Annotated in this window: 20 protein-coding genes and 2 tRNA genes; 18 read left to right on the top strand and 4 right to left on the bottom strand. The window is 68.5% G+C overall.

What is annotated here, in order from left to right; genetic code table 11:
• Positions 1 to 37: 37 nt before the first annotated feature.
• Positions 38 to 922: a crotonase/enoyl-CoA hydratase family protein gene (locus V6M51_RS11480; RefSeq protein ID WP_332767273.1), complete on the bottom strand. Its 885-nt coding sequence runs from the start codon at positions 920 to 922 to the stop codon at positions 38 to 40.
• Between the two features lie 144 nt (positions 923 to 1,066).
• On the opposite strand from V6M51_RS11480, the gene V6M51_RS11475 reads away from it, so the two are divergent.
• From V6M51_RS11475 to V6M51_RS11430, 10 genes are all read left to right on the top strand, one after another.
• Positions 1,067 to 2,605: an acyl-CoA synthetase gene (locus V6M51_RS11475; RefSeq protein WP_332767272.1), complete on the top strand. Its 1,539-nt coding sequence runs from the start codon at positions 1,067 to 1,069 to the stop codon at positions 2,603 to 2,605.
• 62 nt (positions 2,606 to 2,667) lie between these two features.
• The gene (locus V6M51_RS11470) at positions 2,668 to 3,981 is read left to right on the top strand and encodes an NAD(P)/FAD-dependent oxidoreductase (protein WP_332767271.1); all 1,314 of its coding nucleotides are present in this window, start codon (positions 2,668 to 2,670) and stop codon (positions 3,979 to 3,981) included.
• Between the two features lie 43 nt (positions 3,982 to 4,024).
• Positions 4,025 to 4,582, top strand: a complete 558-nt coding sequence (locus V6M51_RS11465) for an NADPH-dependent FMN reductase (protein ID WP_332767270.1) — start codon at positions 4,025 to 4,027, stop codon at positions 4,580 to 4,582.
• 24 nt (positions 4,583 to 4,606) lie between these two features.
• On the top strand, positions 4,607 to 5,536 hold the full coding sequence (locus tag V6M51_RS11460) for a DUF5996 family protein (RefSeq protein ID WP_332767268.1): 930 nt from the start codon (positions 4,607 to 4,609) through the stop codon (positions 5,534 to 5,536).
• 71 nt (positions 5,537 to 5,607) lie between these two features.
• Positions 5,608 to 5,973, top strand: coding sequence for an ArsR/SmtB family transcription factor (locus V6M51_RS11455; protein WP_332767266.1), 366 nt, complete (start codon positions 5,608 to 5,610; stop codon positions 5,971 to 5,973).
• A 68-nt stretch (positions 5,974 to 6,041) separates the two neighbouring features.
• Positions 6,042 to 6,530, top strand: coding sequence for an SRPBCC family protein (locus V6M51_RS11450; protein WP_332767264.1), 489 nt, complete (start codon positions 6,042 to 6,044; stop codon positions 6,528 to 6,530).
• Between the two features lie 3 nt (positions 6,531 to 6,533).
• Positions 6,534 to 7,250, top strand: coding sequence for a DNA alkylation repair protein (locus V6M51_RS11445; protein ID WP_332767263.1), 717 nt, complete (start codon positions 6,534 to 6,536; stop codon positions 7,248 to 7,250).
• Positions 7,247 to 7,660, top strand: coding sequence for a hypothetical protein (locus V6M51_RS11440; RefSeq protein WP_332767262.1), 414 nt, complete (start codon positions 7,247 to 7,249; stop codon positions 7,658 to 7,660). The genes V6M51_RS11445 and V6M51_RS11440 overlap by 4 nt, the downstream gene beginning before the upstream one ends.
• The gene (locus tag V6M51_RS11435; protein ID WP_332767260.1) at positions 7,657 to 8,274 is read left to right on the top strand and encodes a glutathione S-transferase family protein; all 618 of its coding nucleotides are present in this window, start codon (positions 7,657 to 7,659) and stop codon (positions 8,272 to 8,274) included. Before V6M51_RS11440 ends, V6M51_RS11435 begins: the two co-directional genes overlap by 4 nt.
• Positions 8,275 to 8,474: 200 nt before the next feature.
• A complete protein-coding gene (locus V6M51_RS11430; RefSeq protein WP_332767258.1) occupies positions 8,475 to 9,155 on the top strand; it encodes a class I SAM-dependent methyltransferase in 681 nt (226 codons plus the stop codon).
• On the opposite strand, the gene V6M51_RS11425 is transcribed toward V6M51_RS11430, so the two are convergent.
• Positions 9,152 to 10,711: an aminoacyl--tRNA ligase-related protein gene (locus V6M51_RS11425; RefSeq protein WP_332767256.1), complete on the bottom strand. Its 1,560-nt coding sequence runs from the start codon at positions 10,709 to 10,711 to the stop codon at positions 9,152 to 9,154. The genes V6M51_RS11430 and V6M51_RS11425 overlap by 4 nt on opposite strands.
• 101 nt (positions 10,712 to 10,812) lie before the next feature.
• On the opposite strand from V6M51_RS11425, the gene V6M51_RS11420 reads away from it, so the two are divergent.
• The 4 genes from V6M51_RS11420 to V6M51_RS11405 are packed head-to-tail and all read left to right on the top strand — an operon-like array spanning position 10,813 to position 12,876.
• Entirely contained in the window at positions 10,813 to 11,262 is a 450-nt protein-coding gene (locus tag V6M51_RS11420) for a MaoC family dehydratase (RefSeq protein WP_332767254.1), read from the top strand.
• A 7-nt stretch (positions 11,263 to 11,269) separates the two neighbouring features.
• Positions 11,270 to 11,689, top strand: a complete 420-nt coding sequence (locus V6M51_RS11415) for a VOC family protein (RefSeq protein ID WP_332767253.1) — start codon at positions 11,270 to 11,272, stop codon at positions 11,687 to 11,689.
• 58 nt (positions 11,690 to 11,747) lie between these two features.
• Entirely contained in the window at positions 11,748 to 12,227 is a 480-nt protein-coding gene (locus V6M51_RS11410; RefSeq protein ID WP_332767252.1) for a hypothetical protein, read from the top strand.
• A 58-nt stretch (positions 12,228 to 12,285) separates the two neighbouring features.
• Positions 12,286 to 12,876, top strand: a complete 591-nt coding sequence (locus V6M51_RS11405; RefSeq protein ID WP_332767251.1) for a TMEM175 family protein — start codon at positions 12,286 to 12,288, stop codon at positions 12,874 to 12,876.
• Here the strand turns inward: V6M51_RS11405 and V6M51_RS11400 are convergent.
• A complete protein-coding gene (locus V6M51_RS11400; RefSeq protein ID WP_332767250.1) occupies positions 12,873 to 13,694 on the bottom strand; it encodes a trypsin-like serine peptidase in 822 nt (273 codons plus the stop codon). The genes V6M51_RS11405 and V6M51_RS11400 overlap by 4 nt on opposite strands.
• Before the next feature lie 325 nt (positions 13,695 to 14,019).
• Here V6M51_RS11400 and V6M51_RS11395 point away from each other — a divergent pair, with 325 nt between their 5' ends.
• The 3 genes from V6M51_RS11395 (at position 14,020) to V6M51_RS11385 (ending at position 16,858) form a co-directional block, all read left to right on the top strand.
• Complete coding sequence (locus V6M51_RS11395) at positions 14,020 to 16,104, top strand: S9 family peptidase (RefSeq protein WP_332767249.1); 2,085 nt, start codon at positions 14,020 to 14,022, stop codon at positions 16,102 to 16,104.
• Positions 16,101 to 16,646, top strand: a complete 546-nt coding sequence (locus V6M51_RS11390) for a GNAT family N-acetyltransferase (protein ID WP_332767247.1) — start codon at positions 16,101 to 16,103, stop codon at positions 16,644 to 16,646. The genes V6M51_RS11395 and V6M51_RS11390 overlap by 4 nt, the downstream gene beginning before the upstream one ends.
• A 74-nt stretch (positions 16,647 to 16,720) precedes the next feature.
• On the top strand, positions 16,721 to 16,858 hold the full coding sequence (locus V6M51_RS11385; protein ID WP_332767245.1) for a hypothetical protein: 138 nt from the start codon (positions 16,721 to 16,723) through the stop codon (positions 16,856 to 16,858).
• Positions 16,859 to 16,891: 33 nt separating this feature from the next.
• Here V6M51_RS11385 and V6M51_RS11380 read toward each other — a convergent pair.
• Positions 16,892 to 16,965: transfer RNA gene (locus V6M51_RS11380), tRNA-Gln, on the bottom strand.
• Positions 16,966 to 17,108: 143 nt separating this feature from the next.
• On the opposite strand from V6M51_RS11380, the gene V6M51_RS11375 reads away from it, so the two are divergent.
• Positions 17,109 to 17,185 (top strand) — tRNA-Pro (locus tag V6M51_RS11375).
• Positions 17,186 to 17,444 lie beyond the last annotated feature (259 nt).

The raw sequence follows: 17,444 nt of genomic DNA, 5'->3' as shown, positions 1-17,444 counted from the left end.
AACGCGATCAGACCATAGCCTGCTTAACCGGCCGTGATCAGCGGAACTGCGGCGGATCCCAATCGGGCCAGATATCCGGCAGGTCGGACGAGACCTTGTTCGGGAAGGCCGGAGGTCGCTTCTCCAGGAACGACATCACCCCTTCGCGGGCGTCGGCCATGGCGCCGCGGACCTGGATGCCGCGGCTGTCGGCGCGGTGAGCCTCCATCGGATGCGAGGCGCCGGCCATGCGCCAGATCAGCTGGCGGGTGATAGCGATCGAGACCGGCGCGGTATTGTCGGCGATCTCGCGGGCCAGGGCCTTGGCCGCCGGCAGCAGGTCCTCCGGCGCGTGCAGGGACCGGACGAGGCCGCGGTCGAAGGCTTCCTGAGCCGGGAAGACGCGACCCGTATAGCACCACTCGAGCGCGGTCTGGACACCCACCAGCTTGGGCAGGAACCAGGAGGAGGCCGCCTCCGGATTGAGCCCGCGGCGGGCGAACACCAGGCCGAACCGCGCCTCGGTCGAGGCCATGCGGATGTCCATCGCCAGCTGCATGGTCACCCCGATGCCCACCGCCGGTCCGTTCACCGCGGCGATCACCGGCTTCAGGCTCTCATAGATGCGCAGGGTCACCAGGCCGCCGCCGTCGCGCTGCACGCCCTCGCGGGTGCGAGCGGCCTTGTCCTCGCCGCCACGCGCCTCGTAGTCGAAGGTCTGGGCGCCGGCCGACAGGTCGGCTCCGGCGCAAAACCCGCGTCCGGCCCCGGTGACGATCACCGCCTTGACCGCATCGTCGGCGTCGGTGACGTCGAAAGCCGCGATCATGTCCTTCATCATCTGGGTGTTGAAGGCGTTCAGCTTCTCGGGCCGGTTGAGGGTGAGAACCGCGACGCCGTCCTCGACCTCAAGTTTCAGGGTTTCGAAAGTCTGGGCCGCCATCTGGTTCTCCCTCGCGATTTTCCGCATTTCGCCCCGCTTGACGGACGGTCCGTCAAGCGCCGCATATGCGCCTGAACAACGATAAGTTTGGGAGGACGGCCGAGGCGCGGCGACACGCGTCCGGCCGCCGCGAGGAAGAACAGAATGCATCCAGCCACGCACGCCAAGACCCATCCCGACCGCGCCGCCTACATCATGGCCGGGTCCGGCGAGACAGTGACCTACATGGAGCTGGACGAGCGGTCCAACCAGGGGGCGCACCTGTTCCGGTCCATGGGCCTGAAGGCTGGCGACGTCATCGCCATCCTGATGGAGAACCATCCGCGGTTCTTCGAAATCACCTGGGCGGCCCAGCGCTGCGGCCTCTACTACGCCTGTATCTCATCGAAGCTCACCTCGGGCGAGATCGAGTACATCGTGAAGGACTGCGAGGCGCAGGTGCTGATCACCTCCGCCGGGGTCGGTCCCGTGGTCGACGAGCTGCCCGCCCTGCTGCCCGGGGTGAAGCTGTTCATGGTCGGCGAGGCGCGCGCGCCCTATGCGAGCTTCGAGGCCGCCCGCGCGCCGATGCCGACCAGCCCCGTCGCCGACGAGAGCGCCGGCGCCGACATGCTCTATTCGTCGGGCACCACCGGCCGGCCGAAGGGCATCAAGCCGCCGCTGACCGGGGCGGCCATCGACACCCCCAGCCCCCTGGCGATGATGGCCCAGGGCCTGTTCGGATTCCGCGACGACAGCATCTACCTGTCTCCGGCCCCGCTCTATCACGCCGCGCCGCTGCGCTGGTGCATGAGCATCCATCGCCTGGGCGGCACCGTGGTGCAGATGGAGAAGTTCGATCCCGAGGACGCCCTGCGGCTGATCGAGAAGCACCAGATCGACGTTGGCCAGTTCGTGCCGACCCATTTCGTGCGGATGCTGAAGCTGCCGCCGGAAGTCAGGGCCCGCTACGACGTCTCCTCCATCCGCTCGGCCGTGCACGCCGCGGCCCCCTGCCCCATCCCGGTGAAGGAGCAGATGATCGCCTGGTGGGGCCCGGTGATCCACGAGTACTACGCCGGCAGCGAGGGTAACGGCTTCTGCTACATCGGCCCGCACGACTGGCTGACCCACAAAGGTTCGGTTGGCAAGGCCACGACGGCCGAGCTGCACATCGTCGGCGAGGACGGCGAGGAGGTTCCGCCGCGCACCGAGGGCACGGTCTATTTCGGCGGCGGGACGCCGCTCACCTACCACAACGCGCCCGAGAAGATCGCCGAGAACACCAACAAGTACGGCTGGACGACGCTGGGCGACGTGGGCTGGGTGGACGAGGAGGGCTTCCTGTACCTCACCGACCGCAAGAGCTTCATGATCATCTCGGGCGGGGTGAATATCTATCCGCAGGAGCTCGAGAACCTGCTGATCACCCACCCCAAGGTCGCCGACGCCGCCGTGGTCGGCGCGCCGCACGAGGAGATGGGCGAACAGGTGGTGGCGGTGATCCAGCCCATGGACTGGGCCATGGCCGGGGACGAGCTCAAGGCCGAACTCGCCGCCTTCTGCCGCGCCAATCTCAGCCACGTGAAGTCGCCCCGCGTGATCGACTTCATGCAGGAGCTGCCGCGCCATCCCACCGGCAAACTCTACAAGCGGCTGATCCGCGACGCCTATTGGGGCAAGGAAGGCTCCAAGATCGTCTAGCGCCTTGACCGGCGACGCCTCCCGTCGTCGGCTGGGCCGACGCATCCGGGAGCGCTCGCGCCATGACCCTGCCGACCGACATCCGGGCCGGACGCCGCCATCGCGTTGTGATCGTCGGCGGCGGTTTCGGCGGACTGCAGGCGGTCCATCAACTCGCTGGAGCGCCGGTCGACGTCACCCTGGTGGACCGGCGCAACCACCACCTCTTCCAGCCGCTGCTCTACCAGGTCGCCACGGCCTCGCTGGCGACCTCGGAGATCGCCTGGCCGATCCGCCACCTGCTGCGCCGGCGGCCGGAGGTCACCACCCTGCTGGCCACGGTGGTCGGGGTCGACGCCGACGCCCACCGCGTCCTGCTCGAGGACGGCCAGGCCCTGGCCTACGACACCCTGGTCCTGGCCACCGGATGCCGCCACGCCTATTTCGGCCATGACGAGTGGGAGCCATTCGCCCCGGGCCTGAAGACCCTCGAGGACGCCACCACCGTCCGCCGCCGCATCCTGCTCGCCTTCGAGCGCGCGGAATGCGAGACCGACCCAGCCCGCCGCATGGCCCTGCTGACCTTCGTCATCGTGGGCGCCGGCCCGACCGGTGTAGAGTTGGCGGGCACCATCGCCGAACTGGCCCGCGACACCCTGCCCCCCGACTTCCGCAACATCGACACCCGCAAGGCCCGCGTGGTCCTGATCGAGGCCGGGTCACGGGTGCTGGCGGGCTATGACGAGGACCTCTCGACCTACGCCTTGCGTGCGCTGCAAGGTCTCGGGGTGGAAGTCGAGCTCGACCAGCCGGTCTCGGAATGCACGGCCGAGGGCGTGGTCTTCGGGGGGCAAAGCCTGGAGGCCAAGACCATCATATGGGCCGCTGGGGTGCGGGCCTCGCCAGCCGCCGAATGGCTGGGCGCACCCACCGACCGCGCCGGGCGGCTGATGGTGGGGCCGGACCTCACGGTTCCCGGCCGGCCGGAGATCTTCGCCGTCGGCGACACGGTGACGATCGCCGGCCCCGATGGTCGGCCGGTCCCCGGCATCGCTCCGGCCGCCAAGCAGCAGGGCCAGCACGTGGCGCACGCGATCCGGGCGCGCCTGCGCGGCGACATCGCGCCTATCCCCTTCCGCTACAAGCATGCCGGCAGCCTCGCGACGATCGGCAAGCGGCTGGCGGTGATCGATTTCGGGCGCATCAAGCTGCGCGGCGCCCTGGCCTGGTGGATCTGGGGCCTGGCGCACATCTACTTCCTGATCGGCGTGCGCAACCGCCTCAGCGTGGCGATCAGCTGGCTGTGGATCCACACCCGCGACCAGCGCAGCGCCCGTCTGATCACCCAGGGCCGCGGCCGGGGCGAATCCCGGCCAGCCAGCTTTACAAGCGCCTGATCCACGCCGCCTATTGGGCGAGGATCGTGTAAGGGCAAGACCGATGACCGTAAGCGTACTGGGCTTCGCCGGCAGCCTCCGCCAGGGCTCCTACAACCGCGCCCTGCTGCGCGCCGCCCAGGCCCTGGCGCCCGATGGGATGAGCCTCGAGATCTTCGACCTGGCGGCGATCCCGCTCTACAACGGCGACGTCGAAGCCACCGGCGATCCGGAAGGCGTCGTCGCCTTCAAGCAGGCCCTGCGCCGCGCCGACGCCGTCCTGATGGTCACCCCGGAGTACAATCACGGCGTCCCGGGCGTGATGAAGAACGCCGTCGACTGGGCTTCCCGCCCGGCCCAGGACTCCGCCTTGAACGGCAAGCCGGTGGGGATCATCGGCGCCTCGCCCGGCATGACCGGCAGCGCGCGGGGCCAGAGCCAGCTTCGCCAGGCCTTCGAGTTCACCAACTGCTACGCCATGCCCCAGCCGGAGATCCTGGTGTTCCGGGCCCACGAGAAGTTCGACGCCGAGGGCGCGCTCACCGACGAGGCGACGACGCAGCACCTGCGGCGTTATCTCGTCGCCCTGCTCGCCTGGGCGCTCCGATTCAAGACCGATTGACCGCCCCGCGCAGGAGATCTTCCCATGACGGCTTGGCCGGCCCTGCCCTATGCGGCCTGGAAGGACACCTACCGGACCCTGCACCTCTGGACCCAGATCGTCGGCAAGGTGCGCCTGGCCCTGACGCCCTGGCTGAACCATTCCTGGCAGACGCCGCTCTATGTGACGCCGCGGGGCCTGACGACGGGGCTCATCCACCATGCGGCCCGGCCCCTCGACCTGGAGTTCGACCTTGTCGACCAGGTGCTGAGGATCCGCACCGACGGCCCAGTTGCCGTCCTGCCCCTGGCGCCGATGTCGGTCGCCGACTTCCACGCCCGGGTCCTGGAGGCCCTTCGGACCCTAGGGACCCCGGTGACCATCCACGGCGCGCCCAACGAGCTGCCCGACGCCGTGCCGTTCGAGCAGAACCGGACGCCTCGGACCTATGACCCCGATCAGGCGCAGCGCTTCTGGCGCGCGTTGCTGCAGGCCGATCGCGTGTTCAAGACCTTCCGCACCGGCTTCCTCGGCAAGGCCAGCCCGGTGCACTTCTTCTGGGGCAGCTTCGACCTGGCGGTGACGCGGTTCTCGGGTCGCCCGGCGCCGCCCCATCCCGGCGGCGTCCCGAACCTGCCCGACGTCGTGGCCCGCGAAGCCTATTCGCACGAGGTCAGCAGCGCCGGCTTCTGGCCCGGCGGACCCGGCTGCGAGGAGGCGGTCTTCTATTCCTACGCCTATCCGGAACCGGCGGGGTTCCGGACGGCCGCCGCGGGGCCGGCCGGCGCGCGCTTCGACCCCGGTCTCGGCGAGTTCATCCTGCCCTACGAGACGGTGCGGACGGCGAGCGACCCCGACGCGACGCTGCTGGCCTTCCTCGCCTCCACCTACGCCGCGGCGGCCGATACCGCGGACTGGGATCGCGACGCCCTGGAGTGCCCGCTCGGCGCCCCCGGCCGCCCGCGGGCGTCCTAGCGGCTTGAGGACTTGACGACGGCCTGGGCTCCATACATAACCACATAGTTTTAGAACTAATGAGTTATGTAATGACGCCGTCCGACCAGCTCGACGCCACCTTCGCGGCCTTGGCCGACCCGACCCGGCGGGCGATCCTCGCCCGGCTTGTGACCGGCGAGGCCTCGGTGACAGAGCTGGCCGAGCCGTTCGCCATGAGCCAGCCGGCGATCTCCAAACACCTGAAGGTGCTGGAGCGGGCCGGACTGATCTCGCGCGGTCGCGACGCCCAGCGGCGGCCTTGCCGGATCGAGGCCGAGGCCCTGGCCGGGGTGAACGATTGGCTGGAGCGCTATCGGCAGGTCTGGGACGCCAACTTCCAGCGGCTGGACAACCTGCTGGACGAACTGAAGGCGAAGGAGGGCCTGCCCGTGGCACGCCGCCGCAAAGATAGCTGAAGCCGACTGTCGGATCGCACCGAGCCCGTTCGTCCTTCGGACGAAAAGAAGACCAGAGGTCGAACACCGTGACGATTGAAAAGACACTGAAGATCACCGCGCCGACCGATCGTGAGATCGTCGTGGTCCGCGACTTCGACGCGCCGCGCCGGCTGGTCTTCGACTGCATGACCAAGCCGGAACTGCTGCGGCGCTGGATGCTTGGCCCCCCCGGCTGGACCATGCCGGTCTGCGAGATCGACCTGCGCGTGGGCGGCGCCTATCGCTACGTCTGGCATGGCGAGAACGGCGAGGAGATGGGCATGGGCGGCGTCTATCAGGAGATCGCCCCTCCGGATCGGCTGGTCGCCACGGAGCTGTTCGACACCGAGATGTTCGACGCCGCCGGCGAGCCCAGCCTGGTCACGTCCGAACTTGCCGAGCACGGCGGCCGGACGACCCTGACCACCACCATCCGCTATCCGTCCAAGGCGGTGCGCGACGCCATGCTGGCCACCGACATGGCCGCGGGCATGGAGGCGGGCTACGCCCGGCTCGACGCCCTGTTGGCCGCCTGAACCGTGGCCACGCTCGAGGATGAGGTCGTCGCGGCCCTGGCCGCGCTGCGCGACAAGGCCACCAACCACGACCGCGAGAACATGGCGCGCTTCGGCATCGAGGCGCCCAAGGCCTTCGGCGTCTCCATGGCCAATATGCAGAAGATCGCCAAGGCCATCGGCCGGCGCCACGACCTGGCTCAAGCCCTCTGGGAGACCGGCTGGTACGAGGCGCGGATGCTGGCCTCGCTGATCGACGACCCCGCCCAGGTGACGCCGGAACAGATGGATCTCTGGTGCGCCGACTTCGACAACTGGGGCATCGTCGACACCGTCTGCTTCAAGCTGTTCGACCAGGCCCCGGACGCCTTCGACAGGCTGGCGCCGTGGGCGCAACGGACCGACGAGTTCCAGAAGCGCGCCGCCTTCGCCCTGCTCGCCAGCCTGGCCCTGCACGGCAAGGGCGACGGAGACGAACCCTTCCTTCGGGGCCTGGCCCTCATCGAGGCCGCCGCGCGCGACGACCGCAACTTCGTCAAGAAGGGCGTCAGCTGGGCCCTGCGCGCCATCGGCGGCAAGCGCAGTCCCGTGCTCAAGGCGGCCGCCCTGGAAACCGCCCGCCGCCTAGCGGCCTCCCCCGACCCCACCTCGCGCTGGATCGGCAAGGACGCCCTGCGGGACCTCACACGCACCCCCAAGCCCCGGCGGACGCCGCGGGCCAAGACCGAGGAACTCCAATGACTCTGGACGTCGCGTCCCCTCCCCGCCGCATCGGGCGAAGCGTGCTCGCGGTGATCGCGGGCTTCGTCACCGTCGTCGTGCTGTCCACCGCCACGGACGCGGTGCTTCATGCGCTGAAGGTGTACCCGCCACCCGAGCAGGGCATGCACGATCCCGCCCTGAACGCCCTGGCCCTCGCCTATCGCTGCGTCATCACCGTGCTGGGCGGCTATGTCTGCGCCCGGCTCGCCCCCAGCCGGCCCCTGCGTCACGCCTTCATCCTGGGCGTCATCGGCACGGCGGTCGGCACGGCGGCGGTGGTCGCCACCTGGAACATGGGCCTTGGCCCACGCTGGTATCCCATCGCCTTGGCGGTCACCGGCCTGCCGCTCACTTGGCTCGGCGGCTACCTCTATCGGAGGTCCAAATGATTAAGGTCTACAACTTCGCCCGCGGCGCGCGGGGGCTGCGCATCTTCTGGCAGTGCGAGGAGATGGGCCTGCCGTATGAGGTGAAGGTCGTCCCCTTCCCGTTCCCCGACGACTACCGGGCCCGCAATCCGGCCGGCGGCGTTCCGTTCCTGGAGGACGACGGCGGGGTGGCGATCAACGAATCCGTCGCCATCATGCTCTACCTGGCGCAGCGCTACGGCCCCACGCCGCTGCTCCCGGCCGGGGACGATCCGGCGGCGCTTGCCCGGGTGCTGCAGATGACCGTCCTGACCGAGGCGACGCTCGGGGGGAGTATGAACACCCTGATGGCCGCCCACTTCGTCGCCCCCGAGGGCGACAAGCGCAACTGGTCGGTGCTCGGCCTGGAAGAGCGCATGGCCCACGCCCTGGGCTATGTTTCCGACACCCTGGGCGACCAGCCCTACCTGGCCGGCGAGGCCTTCAGCCTAGCCGACATCGCCGTCAGCACGGCGCTCGGCATCTGGCGCGGGGCGCTGAACGGCGCGATCCCCGATCGCCTGGTCGCCTATCGCGAGCGCCTGGCCGAGCGACCAGCCTACCAGCGGGCCCAGGCGCGGGCGGCCGGCGGCTAGGGCCCTCGCGCGCGACGACAGATCGGTCTAAGCTTCGCCTTGTGAGCTGTTCGCGCGCCATTCTCCGCCGCCAAGTAGCCCCCTCCCCGGGGGGTACACGGACGCGCGCGGCCCTGAACTAGGTCGTGAACGGCCGGTCCCCGCCCCTGGCGGATGGAGACCGGCCAAACCTCCATCCGCGCCCCCCGATGGAGAGATACATGCAAGACTGGTTCTATGATGACCTTCGCCAGGTCGGCCTCGACTTCGAGGACGAAGGCGAGGTCGAGACCTACGACGCCCGGCAAGGCGGTTCCGCCGCGAAGGACGCGGTGCTGCTGGACCGCCTCGGCGTCGGCCCTGCAACAGCCATGGCCGACATCGGCTGCGGCACCGGGATCATGGCCTGCCAGGCGGCCGCCATGGGCGCGCGGGTCCAGGCCGTCGATGTCTCGAAGACCATGCTGCGGGCCGTCGAGCAGAGGGCCTGCGAATCGGGCGTGGCGCTTCGCCTACAGCACGCCGGCTTCCTGACGTTCGAGGCCTCCGGTCTCGACCTGGTGACCAGCAAGTTCGCCCTGCATCACCTGCCCGATTTCTGGAAGGCGGCGGCCCTCGTGCGGATCTATGACGCATTGAAGCCGGGCGGCCGGCTCTACATCGAGGATGTGGTCTTCAACTGCGCGCCGGCAGCGATCGCGGCGACCGTCGAGGCCTGGGTCGACTACATGACGGCGCAAACCGGCTACACGCGCGACGACGTGGCCTGTCACGTGCGCGACGAGCACTCCACCTTTGGGTGGGTCCTGGAGCGCCTGATCGCGGAAGCCGGTTTCACAATGCTCCAGGCGAGCTATGAGGAACCGGTCTACGCGACCTACCTGGCCGAGCGGCCCGCCTAGTACGACCGCCCGATCAGGATCTCCTCGACGCCCGGAGCGCCGGTGAAGATGCAGGGGCCGAAGCTTACCGGCTGGTCCATTGGCGCGTTGCGCAGGGTGAGCTTGAAGGCTTTCAGCTTCTGCACCACCGCCTCCAGGTCGTCGCCGCTCGGCCGCGACCAGGACGCGCGGACCCAGCCGCGGAAGGGGCTCGCCTCCTCGTCCTCATCAGCCACCTGGCCGAAATGCTCGGCCACCTGGTCGAAGGTGGTCAGGTCGCTGACGATATTGGCGTCCAGCCTGGCCTTGGCCTCATCGAACAAGGTCTGCTGAATGGAGGCCAGCAGGCCGGGCGCGGCGGTGACGAAGTCGTCGCGGCTCATGGCCTGGTTCTTCACCCGATCGCCGTCGCGCAGGTCGTCGCGGCGCATGAAGGTGACCTGGCCGCCGGCGGCGTCGCGGGGGCCCAGCTCGACGATGATCGGCGCGCCCCGGCGCACCCAGTTCCAGCGCTTGTCGGCCGACTTCTGGTCCTTGACGTCCAGCAGGGCGCGGATCGGCTCGCCCAGGGCGAACTGCTGCTCCAGGTCCTTCACCAGGGCCTGGCCATAGGCCAGCACCTCGGTGTCCTCCGGCTTGCCGCGCAGCATCGGCACCACCACCACCTGGCGCGGCGCCACGGCCGGCGGCAGGCGCAGGCCGTCGTCGTCGCCGTGAGTCATGATCAGCCCGCCGATCAGGCGGGTGGACGTCCCCCAGCTGGAGGTGTGGCAGAACTCCAGCTCCCCGGCGTCGCCCTGGTAGCGGATGTTCTGGGCGCGGGCGAAGCTGGTCCCCAGATAGTGCGAGGTCCCGGCCTGCAGGGCCTTGCCGTCCTGCATCATGGCCTCGATGGAGAAGGTGTTGTCGGCCCCGGGGAAACGCTCATTCTCCGGCTTCTCGCCGGCGATCACCGGCACGGCCAGCACGGTCTCGGAGAACTCGCGGTACATCTCCAGCGCTTCCAGCGTGGACTTCAGCGCGTCCTCGCGGCTGGCGTGGGCCGTGTGGCCCTCCTGCCAGAGGAATTCCGATGTCCGCAGGAACAGCCGCGTGCGCATCTCCCAGCGGACCACATTGGCCCACTGGTTGATCTTCATGGGCAGGTCGCGGTGGCTCTTGATCCAGCGCGAGAATGCGTCGCCGATGATGGTCTCGGAGGTGGGCCGCACGATCAGCGGCTCGTCGAGCTTGGCGTCCGGGTCGGGCTGCAGCTTGCCGTCGATCAGCTTCAGCCGGTGGTGGGTGACCACCGCCATCTCCTTGGCGAAGCCCTCCACGTGCTCGGCCTCCTTGGCGAAGAAGCCCAGGGGGATGAACAGCGGGAAGTAGCAGTTGTCGACGCCCATCGCCTTGATGCGCCGGTCCATGGTCTGCTGGATCCGCTCCCAGACGCCATAGCCCCACGGCTTGATGATCATCGAGCCGCGCACGGGCGACAGCTCGGCCATGTCCGCCTCGCGGACGATGGCCTGGTACCAGTCGGGGAAGGTGGATTTGTTGCCGGTCAGCCGGCTGACGGAGAGAGCGCGTTGCATGAGGGGCTGTTTAAAGTCGGAAACGGCCACGTCAAAGCCTTGCTCGGTTCCGAGCGGACGCTTATCCCTCGAACACCTGTTTCAAAATGAGGGAGAAGACGATGAACCCGGTGGAGTTCAAGGACCTGCCCGGCCTGGTTGGCCAGGAAGTCGGCGTGTCGGATTGGGTCGAGATCAGCCAGGAGCGGGTCAACCAGTTCGCCGAAGCCACCGGCGACCACCAGTGGATCCATGTCGATGTCGAGCGCGCCACCAAGGAAATCGGCGGGCCCATCGCCCACGGCTACCTGACCCTCTCCCTCATCCCGATGCTCGGCGCCGGCATGCTGCCGGTGAAGGGCGTCGTCCGCGGCATCAACTACGGCTCCGACAAGGTGCGCTTCATCAACATGGTCCGGGTCGGCAAGCGCGTGCGCATGCGCCAGAAGCTGATCGGCGCCGAGCCCAAGTCCGGCGGCATGCAGCTGAAGAACGAATGCACCATCGAGATCGAGGGCGAGGCCAAGCCCGCCTGCATCGCCGAGACGATCTCGGTCATCTACGGCGCCTAGGCGCCAGTTGCGCGGTTCGATCCACCATCTGGATCTGACCATCCGGGATCCCTGGGCCTCGCGGGACTTCTACGCGAGCGTCCTGGGGTTCCTGGGCTACGTCCAGGCCGCCGAGCATCCGCGCGGCTTCGACTTCGACCTGGCCCGCCCCGAGGGATTCTGCTCCATCGGCATCATGAAGGCGCAGGACGAGCCCCGCCCCCACGACCGCTATTCGCCGGGCCTGCACCACGTGGCCTGGGCCGCCGAGAGCCGCGCCGACGTCGACGCCCTGCACGCCCTACTCCTTGAGATCGGCGCCCAGGTCCTCGACCCGCCGGCCGACTATCCCCGCTACGGCGATCCCTATTACGCGGTGTTCTTCGCCGATCCGGACGGACTCAAGCTGGAGTTCGTCTATTCGCCGCGGACTTCGACGTCGTCATAGGTTTACAGATGTAGTCTCTTCATACAGCATGATTACATCTGTAATCATGGAGGGGTCGATGAAGTGGATCGAGGGCGGGATCACCGTGGCGTTGGCCGGGCTGACGGCCAATGACGCCGCCGCGGCGACGAGCAAGACGATGTGCTGCGGCGCCAAGCTCGCCATGACTTTCAGCGAGGCGGGACTGGAGGTCAGGCTGCTGTCGGTGGTCCTCTGGAGTGTCGCCGGCGCCGCCATCGTCGTCTGGCTCCGCGCCCTCGCACGACTGCGAAAGACGCCGGCGGCTGGCATGGAGCGTCCGCTCGCCTTCCTGCGCGCCTGGACCCTGGGAGGGCCGCTGCTCGCCATCTCCAGCGGGGCCTACTTGATGATGAACAACTTCGTCGCCGTCCACGCCTACCCGCCGGTTGCGTCCTACCACGCCTATGCTCCGGGCCTGGCGGAAGTGTCGATGGTCCTCTGGGCGGGATTTCTCGCCGGCGGTGTCGCGGCCATGACTCACGCACACCTCAAGGGCCGCGTTCGCTCAGCGTCCTAGCTTCACGGCAAGGCTGGCGCCATTCTCGCCGCATACCCAACGACGCAGCGAGGACCAGATGGAACGTGACAGGTTGACGGCGTTCACCGACGCCGTCCTCGCCGTCATTATCACGATCATGGTGCTGGAGATGAAGGCGCCGCATGGGGCGGACTTCGAGGCGCTGGCGGAACTCAGGCCCGTGTTCCTGAGCTACCTGCTCAGCTTCATCTACGTCGCCATCTACTGGAACAATCACCACCACTTCTTCCATCTGGTGAAGACCGTGGACGGCACGGTCCTGTGGGCGAACATGCACCTGCTGTTCTGGCTCTCGACCATACCGTTCACGACGGCGTGGATGGGCGAGAACCACTTCGCCCCGCTTCCGACAGCGTTCTACGGCGGCTCGCTGCTCCTGTCGGCGATCGCCTGGGTCATCATGCAGACGGCGATCATCCGTCAGCAGGGGCCTGACTCGCCCCTACGGCGCGCACTCGGCCGCGACCTCAAGGGGAAGATCTCGCCGGTCATCTACCTGGCCGGCATGGCCCTGGCCTTCGTGAACACGGCCGCCGCGGGTCTGCTCTATCTCGGCGTGGCGCTGGTGTGGCTGATCCCCGACCGCCGGATCGAGACCATCGTTCGTGATAGGCCGCCGCCGGCCTAGTCCCGCGCCACGGCCTCTTCCGCCGAGGCCGCCTTGGCGCCTGCGAACACCTCGGTCCGCGCCTGGGTGACCGGGGCGGCGGGGTTGTCGATCAGGGCGATGGTCTCGCGGATGAACTTGGCGTGGGTGACGATGCCGATCTCCAGGCGCTCGCTGTTCAGCTCCACCTGCTGGGTCAGCAAGCCGGCGATGAACTGGACCTCCGTGGCCTCGGACGCGCCAAGGCGGCGGCGCGCGGCCTGGGACATGAACACCGGCCCACCCGAATTGCCCGGGAAGACGGAGAAATCGAGCAGGAAGGTCGGGAAGACCTTGGCCGGGGCCACCGGGAATGAGGCCACGCGGCCGGCCCGCAGGATCGGGAAGCCCGCCTGGTTGGCGGCCAGGCCGCGCGGGAAGCCCAGCGCCATCATCTCATCGCCGGCGCCGACCTGGTTGGTCTTGAAGGTGTCGTCCTCGGCCAGCCACGACAGCGGGATCGCCGCCTTGGCGAAGGGCTCTGGCGCGGTGATCGAGATCGCGGCCACGTCGCGGGAGGGATGGGCCGTCCAGAGCTTGCCGCCGCCGGCGTCGCGGATGCGCACGGTCTGGGGCGAATAGCTCCAGCTGCCGTCGGGGTTGGCGATGCGATAGCCGATGCGCGCCTCGGCGCCCGGCATCTTCGCCAGGACGTGGTTGGCGGTGACCAGCACCGTGCGCGGGGCCCCATCGGGACCTGCGGAGGTGATCAGAAAGCCGGTGCCGACGGTGCGCGTGCCGTCGCCCAGCGGCTGTTCGAGCTGAACGGTTGCGTGGATCAGCTCCACTGAAAGGTCCATGACCATTGCCCGCCCCCTTTACGCCACAAATCGTACGCCCCAGACACTCCATTAGTTGTTTAAGAACATGGTTAACGCCTAGGCCACGAAGCCCCGTCAGACTGCGCCCGATCGCCGCGCCCTGCCGCCGGCGCAAGCAGGCGTCGCCGTGAAAATGCCCGCAAAATCAACACGGAAGGTTCCGGAGGCCTCTGCAGGCGACCCCGGGTTCCCTGCGTTCACGATCTCATGAGCGAAACAGGTCGCATTAAGAAGTGGCGGCCGGGACACGCCCTGCGCGCATGGGCCCTTGAGGGCCCGCGCCTGGCGTCGCATGTAGCGAGCCATGAGCGCTCCCAAACCTCCCGTCGCCCGTCGCGATCCCAAGACCTTCCAGCAGCTCGGGCGCACGCGCACCGACGACTACGCCTGGATGAAGGACGAGAACTGGAAGGAGGTGCTGCGCGATCCTAAGATCCTGCGCGCCGACATCCGCGAGCATCTCGACGCCGAGAACGCCTACACCAAGGCCATGCTGGCCGGCACCGAGGCCCTGCAGGCCCAGCTGTTCGCCGAGATGAAAGGCCGCATCAAGGAGGACGACTCGTCGGTCCCGGCCTCCGACGGCGCCTGGGACTATTACGTGCGCTACGAGATCGGCGCCGAGCATCCCGTCCACGGCCGCCGCCCGCGCGGCCGGTCCGACGGCGAGGTGGTGCTGCTGGACGAGGACGCCCTGGCCAAGGACAAGGCCTTCTTCCAGGTCGGCGCGGCCCATCACAGCCCCGACCATCGGCTCTACGCCTGGGCCGCCGACGAGCAGGGCTCGGAGTACTACACGATCCGGCTCAAGGACCTGGCGACGGGCGAGACCCTGCCCTTCCAGATCGACAGCGCCTATGGCGACTTCACCTTCTCGCCGGACAGCCAGTGGCTGTTCTGGATCTGGCGCGACGAGAACGCCCGGCCCTCCAAGGTCTTCCGCCGCCCGGCCCGCGGCGGCGAGGACGTGCTAGTCTATGAGGAGAAGGACGAGGGCATGTTCCTCGGCGTCGGCAAGACCTCCGACGACAGCCACATGGTCGTCCATGTGGGCAATCAGGAGACCACCGAGATCTGGCTGATCCCGGCCGGCGATCCGACCCGGCCGCCCTTCGTGGCCGAGCCCCGGCGCGTGGGGGTCAAGTACGAGCTCGACCACTGGACTGACCGCTGGGTGATCCGCACCAACGCCGACGGCGCCGTGGACTTCAAGCTGATGGCCTCGAGCGCGGAGATCCCGGCCAAGTCGAGCTGGACCGAGTTCGTCCCCCACCAGCCCGGCCGCTACATCACCGGCTTCGCGGCCTTCGCCGGCCACCTGGTCCGCGCCCAGCGGGTCAACGCCCTGGACGAGATCGTGGTCATGGCTCGCGACGGCGCCGAGCATGTGGTGGCCTTCGACGAGGAGGCCTATGCCCTCTCCCTGGAGGGCGGCTACGAGTACGAGACCACCCTCACCCGCTTCGTCTACCAGTCGCCGACCACGCCCCGGCAGTGGTTCGACTACGACATGACCTCTCGCGAGCGGACCCTGCGCAAGACCCAGGAGATCCCCTCGGGTCACGACCCCGCTCGCTACGTGGCGCGCCGCCTCTATGCCACCGCCAGCGACGGGGCCGAGGTGCCGATCACCGTCCTGATGCTCAAGGACACCCCACTGGACGGCTCGGCGCGGCTGCTGCTTTACGGCTACGGCTCCTACGGCCACGCCATGGAGCCCAGCTTCTCGATCCGCAATCTCAGCCTGGTGGACCGTGGATGGATCTGGGCCGTGGCCCATGTGCGCGGCGGCTCGGACAAGGGCTGGGGCTGGTTCCTGGACGGGCGCAAGGAGAAGAAGACCAACACCTTCACCGACTTCATCGCCTGCGCCGAGCACCTGGCCGCCAACGGCTACGGCGCGCTCGGCGAGATGGCGGCCTATGGCGGCTCGGCGGGCGGCATGCTGATGGGCGCGATCGCCAACCTGCGGCCCGAACTGTGGAGCGGGATCATCGCCGCGGTGCCCTTCGTCGACGTGCTGAACACCATGAGCGACACCACCTTGCCGCTCACCCCGCCGGAATGGCCCGAATGGGGCAATCCCGTCGAGGACGCCCAGGCCTATGACCGCATCGCGTCCTACAGCCCCTATGATCAGGTCGCGCCCAAGCCCTATCCGGCGATCCTGGCCACCGGCGGCCTATCGGATCCCCGCGTCACCTATTGGGAGCCGCAGAAGTGGGTGGCCAAGCTGCGCGAGAACACGACGGGCCGCGCCCCCATCCTGCTCAAGATCAACATGGAGGCCGGCCACGGCGGCGCCTCGGGCCGTTTCGACTTCCTGAAGGAGATCGCCCTGGACTACGCTTTCGCCATCTGGGCGGCGGAGCGGGGCTGGGAAAAATGATCGTGAGGCCGTCCCTCGCCACCGACGCCCCGGCGCTCGCCGCCATCTATGGCCACCACGTGCTGCACGGCTTCGGCACCTTCGAGGAGGTCCCGCCGACGGCCGATGACATGGCCGGACGCCGAGCGGCCATCGTCGAGCGCGGCCTGCCCTATCTGGTGGCCGAGGACGCCGGCCAGGTGCTGGGCTTCGCCTATGCCGGGCCGTTCCGGCCGCGGGCGGCCTATCGCTACACGGTCGAGGACAGCGTCTATGTCGCCCCCGAGGCCATGGGCCGCGGCGTCGGCAAGGCGGTGCTCAGCGAGGTCCTGAGCGCCTGCGAGGCCTTCGGGATCCGCCAGGTGGTGGCGGTGATCGGCGACAGCGGCAATGCCGGCTCCATCGCCCTGCACCGCGCCCTGGGCTTCGAGCCGTCGGGCGTGGGCAAGAGCTTCGGGTTCAAGCATGGCAGGTGGGTGGACATCGTCTGGATGCAGAAGGCGCTGAACGGCGGCGACGCCAGCGGCCCGGACGCCCCGGGACTGTCGCTCGGCGGCGCCTGACACAAGCGGAGCCATGGCCCGCGACTTGCGCGGAACGGCGGGAAGACCCTTGCGCCGTCCCAAAGGAGTCCACCGTGCGCCTGAACCTCCGCCGCAACGCCGTCCACTGGGCGCGCAGCGGCCTCACCGTCATCCTGGCCGGCATGGCCCTGCTGGCCCTGATCCAGATCGGCCTCTTCGTCCGCGTGCTGACACAGGGCATGGCCGGCTGAGGCCGGCGGCCGTTTCGTGGTCGGGGGAGAGATTGGCTGGGGAACTAGGACTCGAACCTAGAATGACGGTACCAAAAACCGCAGTGTTACCATTACACCATTCCCCAGCAGGAACGGCGCGCGGGCCTGGGCCCGCAGCGAGGGCGTGGAGATAGCCCAACCGAACCGGCGATGCAACGCCTCCGCAAAAGCTTGTTTCACGGCCGCTTGCGGCGCTGCGGGGGCTCCTCTATAAGGCGCGCTCTCAAGTCGGAGTGTGGCTCAGTCTGGTAGAGCACCGCGTTCGGGACGCGGGGGTCGCAGGTTCGAATCCTGCCACTCCGACCAACTCGTCTGGTGCCAGACCAGACGCTTCAGGGACCCACGAATTCGTCCGACAAGTCGGCGGGCTGGGTCTCTATTTCCGAGACACTTGGCTCTCCGAAGGCCCGACGAACGCCCCGCATGAGGGACTTCTAGGCTTTCTCTCGCAGCCCATTCCAGATGCGTGCCTTTCGAAGGCCCACTCCAATTCCCAGTAACAGGGCATAGATGGGAATTCGCCCGCGCCCCGACCCGGCGCGAGCGGCGCGAGCCATTGCACGCA

The sequence above is a fragment of the Phenylobacterium sp. genome (assembly GCF_036677185.1).
Taxonomy (GTDB): Bacteria; Pseudomonadota; Alphaproteobacteria; order Caulobacterales; family Caulobacteraceae; genus Phenylobacterium.
The sequence above is the reverse complement of the archived record's forward strand: the minus strand, read 5'-3'. Positions and strand labels throughout refer to the sequence as shown.